Source organism: Mesorhizobium sp. M7D.F.Ca.US.004.03.1.1 (assembly GCF_003998635.1).
In the GTDB taxonomy this organism is placed as follows: Bacteria; Pseudomonadota; Alphaproteobacteria; order Rhizobiales; family Rhizobiaceae; genus Mesorhizobium; species Mesorhizobium loti.
The window spans coordinates 1-19,980 of sequence record NZ_RZQG01000023.1 but is presented as its reverse complement, the minus strand read 5'-3'; the positions used below and the strand labels follow the sequence as shown (position 1 = coordinate 19,980).

Annotated in this window: 16 protein-coding genes and 4 pseudogenes; 12 read left to right on the top strand and 8 right to left on the bottom strand. The window is 58.8% G+C overall.

Translation table 11 applies throughout. From position 1 onward, the window contains the following. The coding region (locus EN935_RS03065; protein ID WP_206534489.1) for a LuxR family transcriptional regulator at nucleotides 1-420 on the top strand (420 nt) is incomplete at its 5' end. A gap of 175 nt (nucleotides 421-595) precedes the next feature. Here EN935_RS03065 and EN935_RS03060 read toward each other — a convergent pair. After that, a complete protein-coding gene (locus EN935_RS03060; RefSeq protein WP_063169302.1) occupies nucleotides 596-1,552 on the bottom strand; it encodes an IS481 family transposase in 957 nt (318 codons plus the stop codon). A gap of 438 nt (nucleotides 1,553-1,990) precedes the next feature. After that, nucleotides 1,991-2,272 (bottom strand): DUF2285 domain-containing protein, encoded by a 282-nt coding sequence (locus tag EN935_RS03055; RefSeq protein WP_063169301.1) that lies wholly within the window; start codon nucleotides 2,270-2,272, stop codon nucleotides 1,991-1,993. 115 nt (nucleotides 2,273-2,387) lie between these two features. Here EN935_RS03055 and EN935_RS03050 point away from each other — a divergent pair, with 115 nt between their 5' ends. Further along, nucleotides 2,388-2,621: a helix-turn-helix transcriptional regulator gene (locus EN935_RS03050; RefSeq protein WP_082826573.1), complete on the top strand. Its 234-nt coding sequence runs from the start codon at nucleotides 2,388-2,390 to the stop codon at nucleotides 2,619-2,621. 438 nt (nucleotides 2,622-3,059) lie between these two features. Here EN935_RS03050 and EN935_RS03045 read toward each other — a convergent pair whose 3' ends face one another. Next, nucleotides 3,060-3,326 carry a DUF2285 domain-containing protein gene (locus tag EN935_RS03045; RefSeq protein WP_063169299.1) on the bottom strand — a complete coding sequence of 89 codons (267 nt, stop codon included), beginning with the start codon at nucleotides 3,324-3,326 and terminating at the stop codon, nucleotides 3,060-3,062. 109 nt (nucleotides 3,327-3,435) lie between these two features. Between EN935_RS03045 and EN935_RS03040 the strand changes: the two genes are divergently transcribed. From EN935_RS03040 to EN935_RS42715, 8 genes and pseudogenes are all read left to right on the top strand, one after another. After that, entirely contained in the window at nucleotides 3,436-3,654 is a 219-nt protein-coding gene (locus tag EN935_RS03040) for a helix-turn-helix transcriptional regulator (protein ID WP_029354714.1), read from the top strand. Between the two features lie 756 nt (nucleotides 3,655-4,410). Next, nucleotides 4,411-5,256 carry a DMT family transporter gene (locus tag EN935_RS03035; protein ID WP_245481117.1) on the top strand — a complete coding sequence of 282 codons (846 nt, stop codon included), beginning with the start codon at nucleotides 4,411-4,413 and terminating at the stop codon, nucleotides 5,254-5,256. Continuing rightward, nucleotides 5,253-7,235 (top strand): argininosuccinate synthase-related protein, encoded by a 1,983-nt coding sequence (locus tag EN935_RS03030; RefSeq protein WP_063169298.1) that lies wholly within the window; start codon nucleotides 5,253-5,255, stop codon nucleotides 7,233-7,235. The genes EN935_RS03035 and EN935_RS03030 overlap by 4 nt, the downstream gene beginning before the upstream one ends. 221 nt (nucleotides 7,236-7,456) lie before the next feature. Then, nucleotides 7,457-7,684, top strand: coding sequence for an aminotransferase class III-fold pyridoxal phosphate-dependent enzyme (locus EN935_RS42725; protein WP_263485461.1), 228 nt, complete (start codon nucleotides 7,457-7,459; stop codon nucleotides 7,682-7,684). Then, nucleotides 7,645-7,893 carry an aminotransferase class III-fold pyridoxal phosphate-dependent enzyme gene (locus EN935_RS42720; protein WP_063169297.1) on the top strand — a complete coding sequence of 83 codons (249 nt, stop codon included), beginning with the start codon at nucleotides 7,645-7,647 and terminating at the stop codon, nucleotides 7,891-7,893. The genes EN935_RS42725 and EN935_RS42720 overlap by 40 nt, the downstream gene beginning before the upstream one ends. 308 nt (nucleotides 7,894-8,201) lie before the next feature. Beyond that, nucleotides 8,202-8,436 (top strand): annotated as a pseudogene (locus EN935_RS03020) (aldehyde dehydrogenase family protein); the annotation flags it as partial. A 68-nt stretch (nucleotides 8,437-8,504) separates the two neighbouring features. Continuing rightward, nucleotides 8,505-9,160: pseudogene (locus EN935_RS03015) on the top strand (IS630 family transposase); the annotation flags it as partial. A gap of 977 nt (nucleotides 9,161-10,137) precedes the next feature. Next, a complete protein-coding gene (locus EN935_RS42715) occupies nucleotides 10,138-10,266 on the top strand; it encodes a hypothetical protein (RefSeq protein ID WP_263485462.1) in 129 nt (42 codons plus the stop codon). A 307-nt stretch (nucleotides 10,267-10,573) separates the two neighbouring features. On the opposite strand, the gene EN935_RS03000 is transcribed toward EN935_RS42715, so the two are convergent. Then, nucleotides 10,574-11,272: an OmpW family protein gene (locus EN935_RS03000; protein ID WP_063169295.1), complete on the bottom strand. Its 699-nt coding sequence runs from the start codon at nucleotides 11,270-11,272 to the stop codon at nucleotides 10,574-10,576. A gap of 38 nt (nucleotides 11,273-11,310) precedes the next feature. Next, nucleotides 11,311-13,473, bottom strand: a complete 2,163-nt coding sequence (locus tag EN935_RS02995) for a prolyl oligopeptidase family serine peptidase (protein ID WP_082826571.1) — start codon at nucleotides 13,471-13,473, stop codon at nucleotides 11,311-11,313. 217 nt (nucleotides 13,474-13,690) lie between these two features. Between EN935_RS02995 and EN935_RS02990 the strand changes: the two genes are divergently transcribed. After that, entirely contained in the window at nucleotides 13,691-13,951 is a 261-nt protein-coding gene (locus EN935_RS02990) for a hypothetical protein (protein ID WP_095769041.1), read from the top strand. A 93-nt stretch (nucleotides 13,952-14,044) separates the two neighbouring features. Next, a pseudogene (locus tag EN935_RS02985) lies at nucleotides 14,045-14,245 on the top strand (SMC-Scp complex subunit ScpB); the annotation flags it as partial. Between the two features lie 161 nt (nucleotides 14,246-14,406). Here the strand turns inward: EN935_RS02985 and EN935_RS40640 are convergent. The 3 genes and pseudogenes from EN935_RS40640 to EN935_RS02970 form a co-directional block, all read right to left on the bottom strand. After that, nucleotides 14,407-14,643, bottom strand: coding sequence for a hypothetical protein (locus EN935_RS40640; RefSeq protein ID WP_063169293.1), 237 nt, complete (start codon nucleotides 14,641-14,643; stop codon nucleotides 14,407-14,409). A 116-nt stretch (nucleotides 14,644-14,759) separates the two neighbouring features. Next, nucleotides 14,760-15,443: pseudogene (locus EN935_RS41770) on the bottom strand (integrase); the annotation flags it as partial. Nucleotides 15,444-15,686: 243 nt separating this feature from the next. Continuing rightward, the gene (locus EN935_RS02970; protein WP_082826570.1) at nucleotides 15,687-19,220 is read right to left on the bottom strand and encodes an autotransporter domain-containing protein; all 3,534 of its coding nucleotides are present in this window, start codon (nucleotides 19,218-19,220) and stop codon (nucleotides 15,687-15,689) included. Nucleotides 19,221-19,980 lie beyond the last annotated feature (760 nt).

Below are 19,980 nucleotides of genomic sequence, written 5' to 3'. Positions count from 1 at the left end.
CAGCTATTCGATGAGGCGGCTCAATTCAGCATCTGCTGCGGTTTGACGATCCCAATTGTCGATCTCCGCGGCCGCATCGCTGCGGTTACTTTTGCCGCCGATGAGCCTCGTCCAGTATTTCTTCGGGTCGCTGAGCGGTACGAACAAGCTCTTCAACTGATGGCGGCCTGCTTTCATCGTTGCGTTCGCCGCAAATTGCCGAGCGATCGAACAGTGGATGGGGTTTCGCTGACATCCCGCGAATATGAGTGCCTGAGGTGGGCAGCGCGGGGTAATTCAGCCTGGGTGACCGGCCGCATCTTGGGTATCAAGCCACGCACGATCGCTTTTCATTTGGACAATGCCAAGAAGAAGCTAGGCGTGCGAACCCAAAATCAGGCTATAGCCCTTTTGGGGTCCGAAGGGTCCTCAATTGTCTGAGAAGCTTTTTGATCCCCTTGTGCTCGGGCCATTCGATCGCGCGCTTTGTATCGAGCGTTGACTGGATGCCGAGATCTTCTGTTCCGCCGGCTCGGGCGATGCAGCCGTATTCTTCCAGTCCGCGCCGGTGATCATAGTCTATGGGTGCTCGAGCGGGTGTGTCGTCGCTGACGAGCTAGTTGTGGAGCCTCAACAGGTTGTCCTCGGTTAGAGCGAGGCGACTGATAGGTGTTTTGGACTTTAGGCTCCCGTGGGGACGGTGCCAATTGTATCTGTGCAGCCAGACCGGCAACTCTGCGGCGCGGTGATCTGAAGTCGGATAAGCGATGGCATAAGCCCATTCGCGCAGTGCTGTCTGGATGAAGCGCTCGGCCTTGCCATTGGTCTTGGGTGTATAGGGTCTTGTCCTGACGTGCTTGAGGCCGAGATCGCGGCAGGCCTTGGCGAAGGCCTTTGATCTGTAGCAGGAGCCGTTGTCGGTCATGACGCGGGCTATCGTGACGCCGAGGCTGGCGTAGTAGGCCACCGCCGCCTTGAGGAAGGCGATGGCGCTTTCTTTTTTCTCGTCGGGCAGGATCTGCGAGAAGGCGATGCGGGAGGCGTCGTCGATGCAGACATGGACGAACTCCCAACTGCTGCCGCGCGAGCTGGCATTGCCGGTGCGCTTGCCGGTAATGCGATGACCGATGCGCTCGAAACGACCGAGCTTCTTGATATCGATATGGATCATCTCGCCAGGATGCTCGCGCTCGTAGCGTCGGATCGGCTCGGCCGGTTCGATATCCCGCAACCGCGACAGTCCGGCACGCTTGAGAACCCGGCTAACGGTGGCGGGCGAGACGCCGACCTCATGGGCGATGTGCTTGCCGGTCCAACGTTGCCGCCGCAGCGCCATGATGCGCTCGGCGATCAACGCAGCGGTGGCCTGCGGCATATTGGCGGGCCGCGAGGAACGGTCGATCATGCCGGCCCGCCCTTCGGACTTGTAGCGCTCGACCCAGCGCGCCACGATCTTGGCCGACACGCCGTAGACACGCGCCGCATGGGCTTTGGAGAAAGCGCCTTCTATCACCGACAGCGCCATCTCCTCTCGACGCAGCGGTGTGAGACGGGCATTCTTATGGATGTTCATTCGGACCCTCCGGTGAGTGCTGAAGCTTGGTAACTCCAGTCTCCCCGGTCCGGTCCGAATGGACAACCTCCCGAAAGCTCACAGCTAGTCGTGCGGTTATATAGTTTCCGAGGATGGCCCGCTTGCATACCTGCCTGCCGGTAATCTCTAACCCTTGACTTAGGGCGATGGCTATCGGTTATGCGGCTTGAAAGCGAAGAGGTGGACCCTTCGTCGAGCGCCGGTACGATATGGAGTGCTGCTCCGGGCTAATACCCATCCAGACAGAGCGGAACCTTCTATCACGTCAGACGCTCGGACAGTTGCCAAACCCCGATTTCCTGGGAACTGAATTGTGCTCGCCACCGGGTCCATTTTGCCGGCGCGTCTGTGGTGCAGGCCCCGATCAGCCTGACCAATGGCACAGGAACGCTTCTATGACCGAGCACTGCGAATTTGTCAGCTGGCGAACAATTCCTTGTAGCCGCTCGTCACCATCCAGTTCGCACGGTCGAGATGACTACGAAGCGCCTTCCTGGCGCGCTCCGGTTCAAGTGCCGGATCAATGCCGAGGATCAGTTGGGCCATTTCCTCTTCGGGCGCCTCATCGGCTGAGGCGTCCAGGAGCCTCATATAGATGGTAAAGTGCGCCCTGTCGTAGGCGGTAAGACGGTCAGACCAAGGGACTTCGTCGAGCAGTGTTGAGCTTTGAGTCCTATCTGTTCCCGTTGATTGATTCATGTCTGCCGCGAACCTCGCATGTTGATCGCTGGATCCAAGGCAGAATATCCCAAAATGGGATAATCCGAAACGGGGATTAGTCGCTGAGCCGGTCTCTACCTGCCGGTTCACCTAAATGCCCAAATCTCTTCGATCTCCCCGCCACCAGCGGTTTCTGGCCCAGTTGATCTCACTGCGCAATGTCAAAGGGCTGACGCAGGCGCAGGTGGCTGAGAAGCTTGGTCGTCCGCAATCTTTCGTGGCGAAATATGAGGGTGGCGAACGGCGTCTCGATGTCATTGAGTTTCTCGACGTAACTGCGGCCCTCGATGCTGATCCGTGTGAGATTCTGTTGAGCCTGCGCACGTAGTGGGCGCCCGCGCCCATCACCGCGCGTGCCGTGTGCCGGTGGGTCGAGCCCCGATTTTCTTGGCTCTGGCGTCTCGACCATTCCGCTGCGCCTCCTAGCGCGTCGTTAGACTCTCGCAATTCGCTCTGTTTTGTGCCTTTCTCAGCAGGTGGCGCCGCATCCTTCTAGGCCCGCCGCGGCGTCCCGCAACCCTTAGCCAGCTGTGAGCTTTCAGTAGGTTGTCCATCCGGCCCTTCGGATGCGGTGCGGCTCAGACGGCGGACCCGTTCCTGTCATGATTCGCCGCCGCACCCATTCCTGGGAAGCAGCCATTGGCGAGCGGAGGACAAAATGATGAGACAGCGAAGCGCTGGGCCATCCGCGCTGTGGTGATACGTCGATGCATGGCGGTTGCGCGACTTCGTTGCTTGAAGCGAAGCGACCGCACCGCCCATTTCGTCAACTGGCGAACAAATCCTTGTAGCCGCTCGTCACCACCCAGTTTGCACGGTCGAGATGACTGCGAAGAACGTTGCGTGCGCGCTCAGGTTCGCGTGCCGGATCAATGCCGAGGATCACTTTGGCCATTTCCTCTTCAGTGGCGTTGTCGGCCGAGGCGTCCAGGAGCCTCATATAGGTTGTAAAGTGGTCCTTGTCGTAGGCTGTAATGCGGTCCGACCAGGGGACCTCGTCGGCGAACGGCGTGTTCGATCTGGGCTGCAACATCGCTAATTCTATCTCCGGCCAATGGACCCGCGAAGCCCTGTGCCTGCTAAATGTGGATTACATATTATAGTTGATAAACTCAAGCCGCCTGATCCGCTGGCTTGCGTGCATGGATATGCGCAAGTTGGTCGGACGGAATGTGCAGAGGATCAGGCAAAGGAAGCGCCTGACGCAGGAGCAGCTTGCGGAGATTTCCGGGTTCAGTCAGCAGTACATCAGCGGCTTGGAGAAAGGCCGAAGAAATCCGACAATTATCACGATCTATGAACTGGCATTGGCCCTCGGCGTCAGCCACATGGATCTGGTTCGGCCCGACAAACAGGCATGATACACCCGCCCTCCAAGTAGCTGGCCGCCTGATGGCGCGCGCCGGGTGCTCGTGAACCCAGGCTTTTCTTAGGGTCCCCCGGCAGCCCCTGCCATTTGGCTCGCCCTGGCCCGGCGCACCCTATTGGACAGTCGGCCGCTGCGGTTTTTGTCAGCCTTTCCTGGGGCGGTCGGCATTGCCTTTTAGGCCCGCCGCGGCCTCCCGCAACCTTCGCTCTCGCTTCAGGTCCTTCTCTTGGTTACGATCCTTCGGATGCGGTTCGCCTCTTTCAGCGGGCCTAATCGCTTTCTGCCGCCCACCCCACGGGGACAGCCACGCGAGACTAGTATGGAGCGTTGCGGTTAGCGCACGAACAGCAAAGGAACTGAAAAAACAGGCAACTGTCGAAGCATGGCTGAACCAGCCATCGTGTCGGCATCTTGGAGCCGCGTGTTCGCCTTGAGGCCCTGCCGGTAGGATCCCTGCAGTTGAAGTCATTGTCGGCATTCTGACAACAATGGACATGAACCGCCGAACTATCAAGGCGACCAGGTTGTTGTCTAGCAATGGTTTTCCGAATCGGCACGGCACTTGCGTTACCAAAAACAAGTACGCCGCGGCACGGATCGCCCAAGAGGCTGAACGACCTGATCTGTTTGACCCTCGCAGCAGGGGTGGATGGCTAACACAAAGGAAACTTTGAAGGTGGACGTTTTCGAAAGTTCTCCAATACCTGTCAGGAAAACACGGACGCCATCTTTCTCGGTGGATCTAGCCTTGCTGGGAGTCGCATTCGTTTGGGGGGCGAGCTATCCGGTCGGGAAAGGCGCACTGTTCTACGCGCCGGTTTCGATACTTGTTCTTTATCGCTTCCTGATTACTACGATCATTACGGCAGTGGCTGCAAGACATGAGATCGCATTGGTCTCCTGGGGCGATTTCATCCGCGGCTTCGCATTGGGAACAATACTTTTTTGCATCTTTATTGCTGAAACTTACGGCGTTGCATCGACAAGCGCAATGAACACGGCCTTGATCATATCGCTTTGTGTGATTTTCACGCCGAGCATCGACTATGGGCTATCACGGCGACTTCCACCTACGGGCATTTTGGCAAGTGCTGCCATAGCGTGCATCGGTGTCGGCATTCTCACTGGCGGGATCAGCAGGTTCAGCCCGGGTGACGCGCTTGTCTTGGGGGCCGCGATTCTGCGAGCGGTTATGGTCGTTTCCACCAAACGCCTTCTGGCCGGCCGGCAGATTTCATCTGCAGCCCTGACGGCCATCCAAGGATCGACGGTGGCAACACTTACTTTCGTTTTGGCCGTCGCTCAGTTCGGAATTTCAGGCCTTGTTGTGAGGGCCACCCTTCAGTTTTGGGGCGCTGTTGCCTTCCTTGCACTCTTCTGCACCCTCGCTGCATTCTACATTCAAAATGCCGCAGTGAGAAAATCCACACCGACACGGGTTGGCTTCTTGATGGGAACAGAACCTTTTTTTGGTTTCGTTCTAGCGCACCTTCTTCTGAATGAGCCTTTGACAGTACCGAGCTTGATAGGCGCAGGCCTCGTCCTCGCTGCGACGTTTGCTGGCATCTGGTTTGAGAGCAGGACATCCAAATGAACCCCATCTTGGCTTCCACCAAACCCGCCATCGGCGGCATTTCGAGTTTTGAAGATCTGGAGGCTTTTCCGGACCGAACCGCACCAGTTGCAACCATGTTCAGCGGCGGTCTCGACAGCACCTATCTTCTCTACAAGCTGCAAAGCCTTGGCTTTGCGAACATTGAAGCTGTCGCAGCGGATGTCGGAACGCGCATCGATCAGCCTTTGTTGGAACGGACGGCAGCCATGTTCGGCGCGCGCTTTGTCTGCCTCGAAGGGCGGGATGCCTTTGTCGAACAAGGCGTGAAATCAGCCATTCGAGCCCACGCCAAGTACCTTGGCATCTATCCGTTGAGCAGTTCGTTGAGCCGTCCCATAATCGCATCTTTGGTTGTTAATCATGCTAGGTCAATCAACTCACGGCTGGTTCTTCATACAGCAAACCTTTCTCAAAACAGTCTTCCGCGCCTTAACAATAGCATTAAGCGCTCAGGATTTTCCGGCAACTTCGGCAGTCCGTATGAATGCTCTGTGATATCCCGACAACAGAAGACCTCCGACCTGTCCAAGTGTGGAGCGACTTTTGTGGCGGACCGCACGTGGAGCGCGGACGAAAACCTCTGGTGTCGGGAATTCGAGTCGGGGCCTTTGGAAGATCCCGAGAACTTTTCCATCCCCGAGGAGGCATTTGCTTGGACGCGCCACATTCCCGCAGAGCAGCCGGTAGAGATCAAACTCGGGTTTGCAGACGGAAGTCTCGTGTCAATTGATGACCGTGATGTTGCATTGGTCGACGCAATCCCGTTCCTGAATAACACGGTCGGCAAATTCGGGCACGGCCGCTTTGTCGGGCTTGAACACATCACAACCGGCCAAAAGGTTCTCGAAGTCCGCGAGGCCCCTGCCGCGGCCATTATCTTCGACGCGCTGCGTCACCTCGAAACCGCTTCTCTTGACGTGGCATCAATCGTTTTGAAGCAAGGGCTTGAGCAAGCCTGGTCCCAAGAGGCGGTTTCAGGTGCATGGGGCAGTACTATTCACCAGATGTGCGAACGGGCCATTGCATCCGCCCTCGAGGGCGTTAGCGGGAGCGTCAGCTACATAGTCGATCACACACGCTTTTTACCTCGGTCGATCCGAGCCAGGACGCCGAGATACATTAGGGACCGCGACCTTTGGGAATACCAAGCCGCAACCCACATAGCGTTGTCCAAAGCGTTCCGTCCTCGCCAAGTCACCAAAAGGGAGACACCCGTGGAAAACAACGCACCCCAGGCGCCGGCCAACCTCAGTCAACAATGCACTGACGGTCTGGTGACAAATGGATGGTGGTTTTCAAAAGGCGAGCGCGCCGAAGCCTGCTTTGGCATCGAAATTGATGCAGCCTGGAAGAACTTTGCTGACCATTGGAATCGACTTCTTCTCGATGAATACATGCGTGACGGCGGAACATATCGTTACCGGCGCTATAGCGCTTTTGAATATGACGCGACTGACGGAATCTTTAGGCTCCTACCCCACGCCCCCTACGAACAATCAAAAAGTGTCAATCATCTGAATGGCGGCTTCAAGCGCCACTTCGAGCCCCTTGAAAACTCCTTTATAGACCATCCCGTCTTAGAAAAGATTCTGACAGGTTTCTGCAGAATTCTATGTGAAGCCGCCCGACATGATCGTTGGAATATCAAGATCCATCCCTACCGGATTGTCGCGCGCGATGGTGTAAATGGCAAACCGGCACCCGAGGGCCTTCACCAGGACGGGGTGGACTTCATTGCTTGCTATATGATTGGGCGGGTCAACGTCACCGGCGGCATGAGCATGATCACCGACGCCTCAAAGGAGTTCCTCGGCGAGGTCGAAATGAACTCCCCGAATGATTTTGTGATCTGCAACGACCGCGAAACCTTTCACGATGTATCGTCGATTGTGGCCGAAAACCTGAAAATGCCGTACGCTTATCGCGACGTCCTTGTGATCGCCTTCGAGAAATTATAACGCCCAGCGCGCCGAGAGCATTTTCAACAAGGTTCAATACTGCTTGGTATCCTCTCGGGTGTTCCTGGTGCGGGAACAATGCAGGATTAATTTCTTGCATCTAAACACCTAGATAGCAGTTTCGCCTCTCTGGTATGATGGTTTTTGGCCTCGCGGATCTCGCGTAATACGAATGACCGTGGACACCCCCGATCTTCGCAAGAAAGTGAGAAATTATCCTCATGCTGTCCGACGAGGTGGTCTGCGGCTTCGGAGGCACCGGGAACTGGTTTGGTAGCCAGACATTTGGGATGGAACCGGACATGCTCTCGATCGCCGGGGGGCTTTCATCCGGTCACCTGCCCATTGGCGGCGTCATTATCTCGACAAGATTTATCAATGCGCCGCTGACGAGGCCCACAAGGTCGGCGTGTTCGGTCACGGTTTCACCTACTCCGGTCATCCGGTGATAGCGGCCGTCGCCGCCGAGGCGATCAGGATCTACAGCGAGATCGATTTCGTGACCCAGGCGCGTCGTCTCGGCGATCACTTGCATGGAGCCCTCGCGGACGCGCTCGGCGACCATCCGCTTGTCGGTGAAGCCCGCGGCCGCGGCTTCATCGCGGGGGTTCAGATCGTCGAGGATCGTGCGCCCGTCGCGTCTTCGCGCCCGAGCTGAGGATCGGCGATGTCGAGCGGCGGTGCCGCGAGCACGGCGTCATGATCCGCAATATGGGAGAAGTGCTTGGAATCTGTCCGCCCTATATAATCACCGAAAGCGAGATCGACCCCTTGGTTGACGGCATTCGTTCTGCACTCGACGGCGCCGCTGCTGCGAATTCCCGGGTCGGTCGGGTGGCATGAGTTCCAGCATTAAGACCGACTGCTTCACTTCAGTGGATATTATCGAGCAAACGCTCACCCGAGGGGTGCACTTCATCCGTGTCCGGTACAAAACGTCACCCATGTCTCAGGTCGGGCACGCCGCTCGCCAACGACACCGAGTTCGGCCTCGCGGCCTACTTCTACACCGGCGATCTCGGTCGCGCCTTCCGCGTGATGGAAGGACTGAAGTACCGGCGTCAATGAAGGCCTGATCACCACGCCGGAGGTGCCGTTCCGCGGCGTCAAGGAATCGGGCCTCGGCAAGGAAGGCGGCCTCCAGGGCATCGTGGATTATCTCGACACCAAACATGTCTGCATCGGCGGTCTCGGCGTCTAGTGGTTCCCGCCTGACATAGGAGTCCAATCAGAGATTCCCTTTCTGGCCTGCGCGTGCGAGTCTGGCGCATGCGCACAGGAAGATCGTTCACCGTTTCGTCGGCCGATCGCGTCCGTCTGACGGCGCTGATCAGGGATCGCAACGCCCCGCAAAAGCATGTCTGGCGCGCCGAGATAGTGCTTTTGCCCGCCGACGGCGTCGGCACCGGCGAGGTCATGCGCCGCATCGGCAAGTCGAAGACCGACGTCTGGCGCTGGCAGGAGCGCTTTGCCGCGGAAGGCTGTGACGGGCTGCTGCGCGACAAGACGCGACAGTGGCGCATTCCGCCGCTCGGTCCCGATGTCGGCGAGCGCGTCGTGGCACTGACGCTTGCCGATCCGCCGGGCGAGAGGACCCACTGGACCGCCGACATGATGGCGCAAGCCGCCGCAATCAGCGCCAGCGCCGTCAGGCGCATCTGGAAGGCGCATGGTCTCGCACCCCACCGCTGGCGCCAGGTTCAAGCTCTCCAATGATCCGAAGTTCGTCGACAAGTTGCGCGCCGTCGTCGGCCTCTATCTCGATGCGCCGGCCCATGCCATCGTTCTGTCGGTCGATGAAAAGAGCCAGATCCGGCGCTCGACCGCACCCACCCGGCCTGCCGATGAAGAAGGGGCGGCTCGGTACGATGAGGCACGACTACAAGCGCAACGGCACCACCACCCTGTTCGCCGCCCTCAACGTCCACTATTGTCCCGTTGACGAGAATATCATCTTAGTTGCTTGTAAAAATTTGTTCTCCACTTCCGTCTCCATCGTATCTCAGTCAACGCGATGGAGCAGGAAATGACTACAAACATTGTGAAACTGGAAGAAGGCAGGGCAATCGGCTCTAATCGTGACGTGCCGCTGTCAGATCATGAGGCGGAAGCCCTAGGGCATCTTGCGGTGGCGCTGAGTGGCATTTCGACGACCATTCGGTCCGCCGCCTACAAACACGCGCTAAACTCTAGTCACGCGATGAAGCCCCTAAAGGAGACGGAGGACGCGCTTACCGACTACGACGCCTTGGCGAGGGCGGCGGGCCGAAAGCAGCCGAAAGCGGCGGAGGAGGACGACAGGAAGGGGGACGCCCTAGCGAGAGAGGCCGCCGCACAGGTCAGCAGGGTCGATCAGACCCGATCTTCCCGCTGGAGCAGACCGCGAAGGGTACCGGTGGCATCAACGGACTACGTTCGGCAGGTGGTCATGGCAGATAGTCAGCTTGGAGCAGTGTCGGCACTGGTAAACGCGCGGCGAGTGGCTCCAGAACGCTTCCATGCTTCTGTTCCCAGTGTAGATAATAATCCGGATGCTCCGCTTCTGACCTCTTTTTCGGACTATCTGAGCAGGGTGTGCGGACTGGAGTCAAAGTCCCGCGAAGGCGTTCTCCTGGGCAGCCGCCGCTTTCTGGATTGGTTCCATCACCACCATTCCCGGCCAAGCCCTCGGCGCGTTGACGGCTGAGCATGTCCTTGCCGCTGTCGAACATCGGCTGTCACTATCGGCGACCTCCGGTACCCGCACCGGCAGCAACTTCTCACATCGTATTGGGCTGGCCACCACGACCAGAATCTCGCGCGCGTCGTCCCCAGGACGCCCCACTGGCGTTTGGCTCATCTAACCCTCGAACTCGGCTACGGCCCGTCGACGGTCTTCTTCACATGGGTCGGATTCGACGAAATGGACGAGGTCACAGGCGACGGCCATGCTGAACTGCTCGACGACGGCTCCATCGACATCACCTTCTATCACAACGGCGACGAGGCAATCCTCAAGGCCAAACGGGACACTTCTTCAACGGCCTGCTAGGAGATCCGTGTTCGCCTTGCGCTGACAAAGAAGCTCACACATGACGTCCGGGAGACGATGCTGGCAAATGGTCTGGCTGAAGCATTCCACCCACAATACCAAAGCCCGTCCCGATCCAAAGCGCTTCTAAGCACTCCACCTCAGGCGCAAGGCCGGTTGGCCAGTGCATCTTCTTGGTCCGCCGGAAGAGAACCCCGCCCGACAATAGCTTCATGAGGTCTTGCGCTGCAGTGTCGACCGTAAAAAAGGGCGCGCGAGGCGCCCTTCATTTAAACCGGCAGTCGGGAAGCAGACTTCACTCTGATATTCAAAAGCGGTAGGTGACACCTGCGCCTATCAGCCAGGGATCGAGCTCCGCCTTCCCCGTCAGCTTCGCGCCGGTCACCGTGACGTCGAAGTCCGGCTTCAGGAAAAGCTTCTTCACGTCGAAGTTGAGGCCCCAGTGCTGGTCCACCATGTAGTCGAATCCGACCTGCAGCGCCGTGCCGAACGTGTTCTTCACCTTGAGAGCATCAGCGCTGCCAGTGTCCTGGTTGTAGAAGATCGTGTAGTTCACGCCGGCGCCGACATAAGGCTTGAACGCGCCGAGATCGGTAAAATGGTACTGCAACGTGAGTGTCGGCGGCAGCAGCCAAACTTTGCCGATGTTGCCCAACCCTCCGATCGTCCCTTGGCCCGCGATGTTGGCATAAGTGGTACCGAGTATGAGTTCGGCGGCGATGTTGTCGGTGAAGAAATACGAGATATCGAGTTCCGGCGTCACCGTGTCCGAATACGAAAGACCGGAGCCGGGAAGCGTATCAACGTAGCCCAGATCTTTCGTAACGACGCCCAACGCCCGCAGGCGGACCTGCCAAGGGATTGGCGCTTCGGTGACCGAGGCTCCCGTCTCCGCCAGGACGGTCTCTGCTTGCGCAGGCTCCGCGGCGACGGCCTGCTGTCCCACCATGATCAGGGCCACCGCCGCTGCTGTTGCCCGCGCTACGCCCATTCGCGTTCTCGCCATGAGATTCACTCCTTGATGTTCAGAAAGGATGCACTGCACTATTTCGTCTCCTGCTCGAATGAATTGTTGATGGACCTCAAATGCCCCTCTTGCGTTGCAACGCGTTCCGCCGTCTCCGGAGGGTGATCGTTGAAGCCGATTGCGCTGCGGAGAAAATTGGTGCCTAGACTGATGAATGCGGCTTGCTCCCGATTGTCCTCGCCGCAGCCGTGCCCGCCTGCGCTGGCCTCGTAGAAGTAAGCGGGATAGCCAAGAGCCTGCAGTTTTGCGGCCATCTTGCGCGCATGGCCCGGATGGACGCGGTCGTCGCGTTTCGTGGTGGCGATCAGGATAGGCGGATAGGGCTGTCCCGGCGCTGCGGCGTGATAGGCGGAGATTTCCTTCAGGAAAGCCCAATCGTGAACCTTGTCCGGATCGCCATATTCGTCGATCCAGCTCGCGCCCGCCAAGAGCTTGGTGTAGCGACGCATGTCGATAAGCGGTGCTGTGCAGAACAGAGCCCCGAAATGCTCAGGATAGCGGGTCAGCATGTTTGCGATCAGCAGGCCGCCATTTGAGCCACCCTCGGCGGCAATCCGCCTCGGCAGGGTGATGCCCCTTCGCACGAGGTCGGAGGCAACGGCGGCGAAATCGTCGTGGGCGAGACGCTTGCCCTCCCTGCGCCCGGCTTCGTGCCAGCGGGTGCCGAACTCGCCGCCGCCGCGGATGTTCGCCTCGACACACGTGCCACCGCGCTCGAGCCACAGCTTGCCCAGCGGGGAGTTGTAGTAGGGCAGGAATGATACGCCGAACCCGCCATAAGCGGAAAGGTGAATCGGAGCATCTCCGTTCCCGTTCGCCGGACCAACCTGCGTATAGGGGATCAGCTCATGATCGATAGAGACTGCCTCGTGGCGCGTGACCACCAGTCCGGATGCATCGAAATTCTCCGGGCTGCGCTTCAGGATTGCTGAAGCGCTGAGAGACGGCGCGGCATTCAGATCGAACAGCAAGAGCTGCGGCGGCGTGATCGGATCCTGAGCACAGATCAGGACCTCTCCATTGGTCTCGTGAACTGCCGCATCGAATGACCAGACGTCGACAGTACCTTCGGCGGGCAGGGTGTTCAGGACTCGGCGCGTCCATTCCTGGTGGCCGGGAGTGAACATCTCGAAACGCGGTGCGAGATTGACGAGGTAAGAGATAATGAGCTTCCCGTCATTCCAGAAGAATGACTGCATGGAGCGCCTTTCCCCTGGTTGAAACAGGGTCTCAAAACGGCGTCCGCCGGCGAGGAAAGTGGAAAGCGAGATGACGATCAGCGCGTCGGCGGGATGGGTGGTGCCTCCCACCGTCCAGGGCTTGCGCGGCCTTACCGCCAGCCAGTCGCCGAAGACCCGCCACGACGCGTCGCGAGGAAGATCGATCTGCCTCCTCGGCCCGCTCCTATCGCCGATCCAGCTGATCTTCTCGAAGAAGGCCGGCTGCTCGATGAACCAAAGGCGCTCGCTGCGGCCGGTGCGGTCCGAATGACCAGACACTTGGAAGCTTTCGAACCCGGCCTCGAAGATTGCCGGCGTGGTGAGGGGATCCGCGTCACGCTTCCACAGTCGAACTGTGCGCGCATAGCCGGAGCGGGTGGCCATGCCATTACCAAGCGCACTGGAAAGCAGAAGCGTGTCAGGGTCCAGCCAATTAACGTAGCCTTTGGCCTCGGGGAGGTTGAAGCCGTCGGCGACAAAGCTCAGAGAAATCAGGTCGAATTCGCGATGCACGACCGCGTCGCTGCCGCCGCGCGACAGGCGCAGAACGGCTCTTTCCCGTCTCTCCGGCTCGATGGACGCGCCGTCCCAGATCCAGTCCTCTCCGTCGCTAGCCGCGAGAGCATCCAGATCGAGCAGTAGCTCCCATTGGGGATCCGCCTTCATGTAGGCGGCAAGGGTGGTCCGGCGCCACAGTCCGCGTGGATTACCGTCATCTCGCCAGTAATTGTAGAGGTACTGACTACGGCGCGCGATCAGGGGAAGATTGTCGCGATTGTCGAAAATGGCTGTCAGAGCCGCGCGGTCGCGCTCGAACTGCGTTCCACCGAAGTGCTTCAGAGTCCTTGCCGATTGGCCGGCGGCCCAGGCAAGTGCCCGCTCGCCCTCTACATCTTCAAGCCAGACATAGGGATCGTCGTCGGGAGCATCAAGCGTTGGACGGACATCAAATGCGTTCATGTCCGGACAGCCTTCAGAAAGAAGGGATAGAGGCTTCCGTCGGCTCGGGAACGCTCAGTGTCGGTAGCGGCGCCCACATGTTCGAAAAGCGTGATCATTGATGAGTTCTTCCAGTCGGTGCGGCATCGCAGTGCTTTTGCGCATAGGGCCGCAACCTTCGTGCCAACTGGGAAAATCGTTTCGGAACAATGCGATCGCTCTGGAAGCGTTGTGTCACATGTCCGACATCGTCGAGAATCCGACAACGAGTGCTCCTCCTAATCACCGGATCAACCTCCGGCGCCAGTCGTGGACACTGTGCAGAACTCGAGAAGTGAAGCTCATTGGAGTGAACCTGGTTGACGCCCAACATCTTCGCTCTGGAGCGCTTCACGCACACGGATTCATGGCAGACACCATGATGCGATCGATGCTGTTAGAGACCAAGCTGGCTGCGCCTGTGAGTTTCAGCCGCCAGCTGGAAGCAGCGGAGTTCTGAGGAGAAGGGTGGGGGGCCCAAGCCCTGCCGCAATCTTGGCCTGCACCGTCCCCTTGATTGTTGTGGGTCAACGTCTGCCTGCCCGCTGAATTTGGCACGCCTTACACCTACGTCACGACCAAGACCTTCCTGTTGCACTTCGGCCTCGACACACTGCGGGATTTGCCCGATTTCGAGGCGATTGAGGTTGCCGCGCTGCTCAGCAAGGAGAAGCTGCTGGCGGGCGATACTCCCATCGGGCTGGTGAGTGGTGGAGGAGGTGAGGAGCGACACTCCAAGGCCAGGACGGGCTAGCGCAGCAGATACATGGAAGTAATCGCTTGATATGAGCGGTTGAGAGTCGAATCAGGGAACTATGCGATCACTATCGATAAGAGGTGGCAATATCGATCGTGATTGTATCGGGCCACTCTACGGCGAAGGAGGCGGCAACTTGTGTCTCCGACCCGAAACGATTACCTTGCGGCCATTATGAGCAAGCATTTGGCATCCGTCTTGACGACGTGAACGCGCCCTGCAGCGTACAGCTGGACGACGCGGCGCTGGCCGATTGCTTTGCGGATCTCGATTTGGCCAAGCAGCATCCCGCTCATGTCAGCGCCTTTCTCGGCGAGGTCCCTCTCGCCCAGCAAGTCGAGTTCGCAACCGCGCACCACATTCGCGGTCGACGAGATGAAGGCTTTTGCCGCCAAGTTCTCTGCCTGGTCCGGCGAAAGCTATCCGCTCGCCGCATAATGGCTGGACATGATAGCCGACGCCCGTCCCGAATGGCGGCGGCTTTTTCGTATTATATCGACCTGATCGACAAGATGCGGCGGAACAGGGGTCCACGTGCGATGCGGCCAAAGCGGATCCAGCTCTCGAGCGCGACTACGGGGTAGGTGTGGTCGCTGGAGCCGCGGCCGACCTCGACCTCGCGCCAGCCGGTCTTGCCGCGCAGGGTGACCAGCAGCCCTTGCCGTCAAAAATCTCGATCCAGCTGGCGCCATCGCTGTTGTCGTCGCGCATGACGTCGAGACCGACGATCTCGGAGCGCCGCAGGCCGCCGCCACAGCCCAGGAGCAAAATAGCGCGGTCGCGCAGGCCCTGAGGTCGTGGCCGAGCGTGGCGATCATCGCCAGCAGATCGTCGCCAGGACCGCCTCTTTCTGCCGCGGTGGCTTTGCGTGCTTGCGGCGAATGCCGGCAAGAACCTTATAGATATGCCGCTCCGCGCGGTCCAACGGCCGGCCGCGCTGGGTAAAGTTCCAGGCGAGGCCGGAAAGCCGCCGCTCGATGGTCGCAAACTAAAGGGCAGGGGCGCCACGCTTCGGATCGCCGGCGGCGGTGCCCGAGGCACAGGCGCTGATATTGAGCCTGATCACCTTCGAGCCCGGAGGCAGGGGATCGAAGCCAGCGCGCCGGCACCAGGAGGAAAAATGCCGCCAATCCTTGGGGTAGGCGTCGCGCGTGTTCTCCGAGGTGGCGTTGTAGCCCCTCGCGGTCTCGACCAGTTCCTGGACATGCGCCGGGACTCTTTGAGCCGGGTCTCCATCTCCTTGTAGAGCTTGTCAAGCTCGCCATCGACTGGCTTCAGGTCGTCGATTGAACATTGCGTCATCATAGGCTTTGTGCCTTGTTGTAGCAGGCATCGTCCGTTCGCGCGGCGGACACAGACATCACCGTCGCTGAGCCGAGAACGACGGTAAAAGAAAATGCACTCACTGACTTCATAACCAATCTCTTTTGCGGGTGATTTAGAAACGGACGCCGAGCTTGGCGCTGAACCCGTGTGTCTGGGCATCCGAGGCGATCTGTCCCTGATAGGCGATGCCGAACGTCGCGTTCTCGGTGATGTTTACGTCAAGCCCAGCTTCGAGCAGAGCTGCGTTCTTTGCGATCGGCACGCCCTTGATGGCGAAGGAGGAACCGCCAGCAAAGGCAAGAGCGGTATCCGGCCTGACGTCGCCGAAGGCGTGGCGCCAGCCAAGACCGCCGCGCGCGGTAGCAGTCACGGTGCCGAGGGTCAGTACCGTCGACGCACGCAGACCTAGCGTGGTAAACGCCGTGTCGCTCGAGCGATCCCCGCTCGACAAGGCGGCTGCGCCGCCATTCTCGGTGAAGCCATCGGCGTCAAAATTCACATAAGCGAGATTAGCGTAGGGCTCGAAGGAAGCCGAAGCCGTATTGATACGGTAGCCGAGCTCGCCAAAGGCCTGGAACGTGCCGGCGTCGTAATCGGCCGAAAGGCTGTCGGCGAAGCCTGGAAAGACCACGGACCTGCCGGTCTCGATGCTGTGCCAGGTATAGGCAAGGCCGGAACGAAAACCGAGATTGCCGTTCTGCGTGCCGGCAAAAAGACCGAGATGGTAATTCTCGCTCGAGCCCGACGACGCGCGATCGTCCGCCTCCAAGGAGGTATGGCTGTAGCCGCTGATGAGGCCGAGCCGCCAGCTTTCGCCGACAGCCGCGTCACCGCCAGCCAGAAAGCCGCCTGTCGAGTGATCGAGACCGGCGGCATTGCCGTCGCTGTCGAGATGACCCCAGGCGCCGAAGCCACGGCCCCATACGGCGAAATTCTCACTCGTTGCCGGGGCCAGTTCCAGACCACCCAGCCCATAAGTCATCACCGGAACGCTGGAGGCACCGACGCCGTCGAACGCCGCACGGATCCGTTCGCTCGCGGCATCGCGTACAGAATGACTGTCCTCGATGAGGCCGCTATGAATGGAAGCATGAACCTCGCCTGATAGCATATCGAAAGCGTTGCGGGCTTCCGGCGCCGTCAGGAACAGGATGTTGTCCTGGATCGGATTACCGCTTCCAAGCGCCTGAGCCGCTGCGGCGACCGAGCGTTGATTGAAGGTGCTGGCTACATCGGCAAACGCCGTCGATGTGCGGCTGATATCGAGATAGACATTGTTGGCATCGTAGACGAGCTGGAAATCGACGAAGGGCGTCGCGTCTGTCGCCAGAGCCCCCGTCAGCCCGCCATAGGTGCCGCTTACGCCGCCTGCTGCGGAGAGCAGAGTATATCGGGCATCGACCGATAGCGTTCCCTGCCGCAGCAGCTCGATCTGCGCGCCGCTGTCGATCGCCGCTGCTCCGCCAACATCGATGAGATCGGACGACCTTGCGAGGTCGACCTGATAGATCGATCCGGACTGCTGCGCGAAATCGCCCGTGACAGTCAGTGTGGTGACGATCCTGCTCGGATCGGTCGCACTGCCAGGAGCGACCGTGCCGCCCTCGGAAATGGTGACCGCACCGTAGGTGCCGCCGCCTGCGACGACACCGCCGCTGTTTGCGATAGCCGTGCCCCCGATCTGCCCGTCATTCCCGAGAAAGCCGGACGTGGTCGCATCATGGGAAAGCACACCTGTATCGGCAAGCAGCAATCCCGCGCCGGAACCGACCGTCGTCATGCCGGAAAAATTGTTCTTTCCGCTCAGCGTTTGCACGCCACCGGCAACGAATAGTTTGCCGCCCATATTATTGTTATCAACGTCGAGGTCGTTGATGCTGCCGGCGAACGTGTCGTTCGAATCCGTTAGCACCAGGGTACGCTTGCCCAGTTCGACCGTTCCGCTGCCACTCAGGCTACGAATACGGGCATCGTTGTAGGCGTCGGAGATTCCCCAATAGTCGCTGCCATTTCCATGTTCGGAGATATCGAACGTGCCGTCTGCAACGACTTTCGCTGACCGTTGGATGTTGCCGAGCCCCGCAAGCGAGAGATAGGCATCCTGAGCAATATTCGTCTCGCCGGTGTAGGTGTTGACATTCGTCATCCGGACCACCGTCTTTGTATCAAGCGTCAGCGATCCGGAGCCGGAGACGACACCCGCTATGCCGAACCCGCCCTCATTCCCCATGCTCGTCGTGATCCTGCTCAGACCGGTCCCTTCGGGTGCGGATGAATCGGTAGAGAAGTTGCTGGCAGTGACGAAATGTGACGTATAAGCGGTATACTTCTTCTCCAGATCGAAAATGACCGATCTGTTTTTGAAGAAGTCAAGACCGGCAACAAAACTGGTCTGGTCATTGGGTTGTTCCGTCGTGCCGCTGGTGTAGGTGAAGTCGATATTGTCCAGCCTTACCGGATCGCCATCCGTTCCTGCGATTGTAACGCTCGGGATGTTGCCCGATGCGCTTACGATCTCGCGTTGCTCATTTCTCCGAACATTTTTAAGTTTGACGCCCGCATCCTGAAATTGCTTCAGCATCGCATCACTGATCTCCAGACTGCCACCGCCCGGTGTGCCGGTGTCGAGCAATACCGCGGTCTTGTTGGGGTCGGTGATTGGTGGGGCTCCATCCTTAACCGTGTACTGCAGATTGTAGCTGCCTTCGTATTCGGTCGAGGCATTGGCGCCAGAGCCAGGAAAATTCTGATAAGAATCCTGATCTTTTTCCTCGGGTTCTCCCCATGGCATGGCATTAGTATATTGGGCCCGGAGGCTTGGATTGAGGTTGACAATCGTGCAGGGGGAACAGCCAGGCGTTTGGTCGCTCTCGGAATCCGGATTCACATTGGCGGAGACCACGTAGCCAGACCTGGTGACACTGCCCATCATGCCCCAGACACTTGTCTTGCCAAGAAAATCGCCGGCCCCGAATGTACCTGCGAAATCGCCGCCTTCGTCTGCCATCTTGCCAGCGGTCATTTTCGCCCGCTGCTCCTTATCGGCGTGATAAGGTTCTTGGAGATCCTGACCATACATATCTTTAAGTCCATCCGTCACGGATCCCGGCGTGCACTTAAGATTGTTGTCCTTGCAATACGCATGGGTATAGACAAAATCGAGAATGCGAGCAGCCCGGTATTTCTTATCGCTTACAGACGGCCCGTCGATTGTTATCTTTTGATCTGGATCGACATATGTAAATTTATCAATTTCCACGTTCTGAAGCTTATTACCATACGTTCCGTCCCCGTACGTATATACGTAAGGCGTGTCGGCAATCGGGCGGACCCCGGTCACCTCTGACCCGATCTGCGTGTTGAGCTGGTCCGAGCCCGTGTCGAATACGTATCGCTGCGCGTTGCCATTGTTGATCTTGGCCCAGATGCCCAGGCGGTCATGGCCTTCCCCGACATACTCCAGCGGGATCGAAATCGGGTCGTCGGCCAACGCTTCTCCAGTTGGAAATGCTACCAGACCCACCCCGAGAGACACAGCCGGCAGGAATACCGTCGTCATCGCGGTGGTTGCCGCCAGAAAGTTCTTTGTCCTGAAACAAGCCTGCATACCTGGTCCTCGAAAAAGTCTCGCAAACTGATTGTTCATTGGAACGGCCTCCTGAATTGTTTAACGAGACCCTTTATGGCGGCCCTGGCTGACAACAGCCTGAAAGCTGCAAGCGGCCTGCGAGAATGGGGCGATCCTGAATGACGACAGGTGCTGTCAACAATGGATGAGTGCTCGGCCTGAAAGCTGAGCACGCTTTATGCTCAGGCTGCTGACAAGGCCAAAGCAGCGTAAGTGCGGAGTGAAATCCAAGGTCCACATGGGTCGTCGCGCTTCCCGTGCGCCTGGGAAGGCGCCGGCCCGGCCAAGCTTTCCCAGATCGTCCGGATGGCGCACAAGATACCGGTTCAGGTCGATCGAGATGGAGGCCGAGGCGTATGCCAAGGCGGTCGACTGCCTGACGAAAGATCAGAATGCGTCGCTGGCGCTCTACGATTTCCGCCGGCAGCGAGCTCAGCTCCTGCCGGGCATCCGTGTTTACTGGCGACGAGACACAAGATGTGCCCAAATTGCCACCAGACCGTCACCTGCGATGAGTTTCGGCAACTGATTTTGTCCTTTCAATCGTCGCCACTTCCTGGCCGCGGCCAACATGGGCCACTCGAAGGCAGCAGACTGGCGGCTATATGGACGGGCTGTGAGCCCGCACCGGAGACATTGGCGAAATCTACGATCTCTATAGCAACGTCAAGGAGAAGCGCGAGGTGTTGCAGATGTGGTCAAATCACATCGAATGGCTGATCAAGCAGGCTGCGGATGACGCTCTGGCGGCGTAGCTGCTGGCATGGGCGGAAGATGC

Excerpts from the sequence above, each read along its gene's own strand:
- EN935_RS03060 (WP_063169302.1), bottom strand. The coding sequence starts at position 1,552 with ATGAACATCCATAAGAATGCCCGTCTCACACCGCTGCGTCGAGAGGAG.
- EN935_RS03055 (WP_063169301.1), bottom strand. The coding sequence starts at position 2,272 with ATGAATCAATCAACGGGAACAGATAGGACTCAAAGCTCAACACTGCTC.
- EN935_RS03050 (WP_082826573.1), top strand. The coding sequence starts at position 2,388 with ATGCCCAAATCTCTTCGATCTCCCCGCCACCAGCGGTTTCTGGCCCAG.
- EN935_RS03045 (WP_063169299.1), bottom strand. The coding sequence starts at position 3,326 with ATGTTGCAGCCCAGATCGAACACGCCGTTCGCCGACGAGGTCCCCTGG.
- EN935_RS03040 (WP_029354714.1), top strand. The coding sequence starts at position 3,436 with ATGGATATGCGCAAGTTGGTCGGACGGAATGTGCAGAGGATCAGGCAA.
- EN935_RS03030 (WP_063169298.1), top strand. The coding sequence starts at position 5,253 with ATGAACCCCATCTTGGCTTCCACCAAACCCGCCATCGGCGGCATTTCG.
- EN935_RS42725 (WP_263485461.1), top strand. The coding sequence starts at position 7,457 with ATGCTGTCCGACGAGGTGGTCTGCGGCTTCGGAGGCACCGGGAACTGG.
- EN935_RS42715 (WP_263485462.1), top strand. The coding sequence starts at position 10,138 with ATGGACGAGGTCACAGGCGACGGCCATGCTGAACTGCTCGACGACGGC.
- EN935_RS03000 (WP_063169295.1), bottom strand. The coding sequence starts at position 11,272 with ATGGCGAGAACGCGAATGGGCGTAGCGCGGGCAACAGCAGCGGCGGTG.
- EN935_RS02995 (WP_082826571.1), bottom strand. The coding sequence starts at position 13,473 with ATGAACGCATTTGATGTCCGTCCAACGCTTGATGCTCCCGACGACGAT.
- EN935_RS02990 (WP_095769041.1), top strand. The coding sequence starts at position 13,691 with ATGTCCGACATCGTCGAGAATCCGACAACGAGTGCTCCTCCTAATCAC.
- EN935_RS02970 (WP_082826570.1), bottom strand. The coding sequence starts at position 19,220 with ATGAACAATCAGTTTGCGAGACTTTTTCGAGGACCAGGTATGCAGGCT.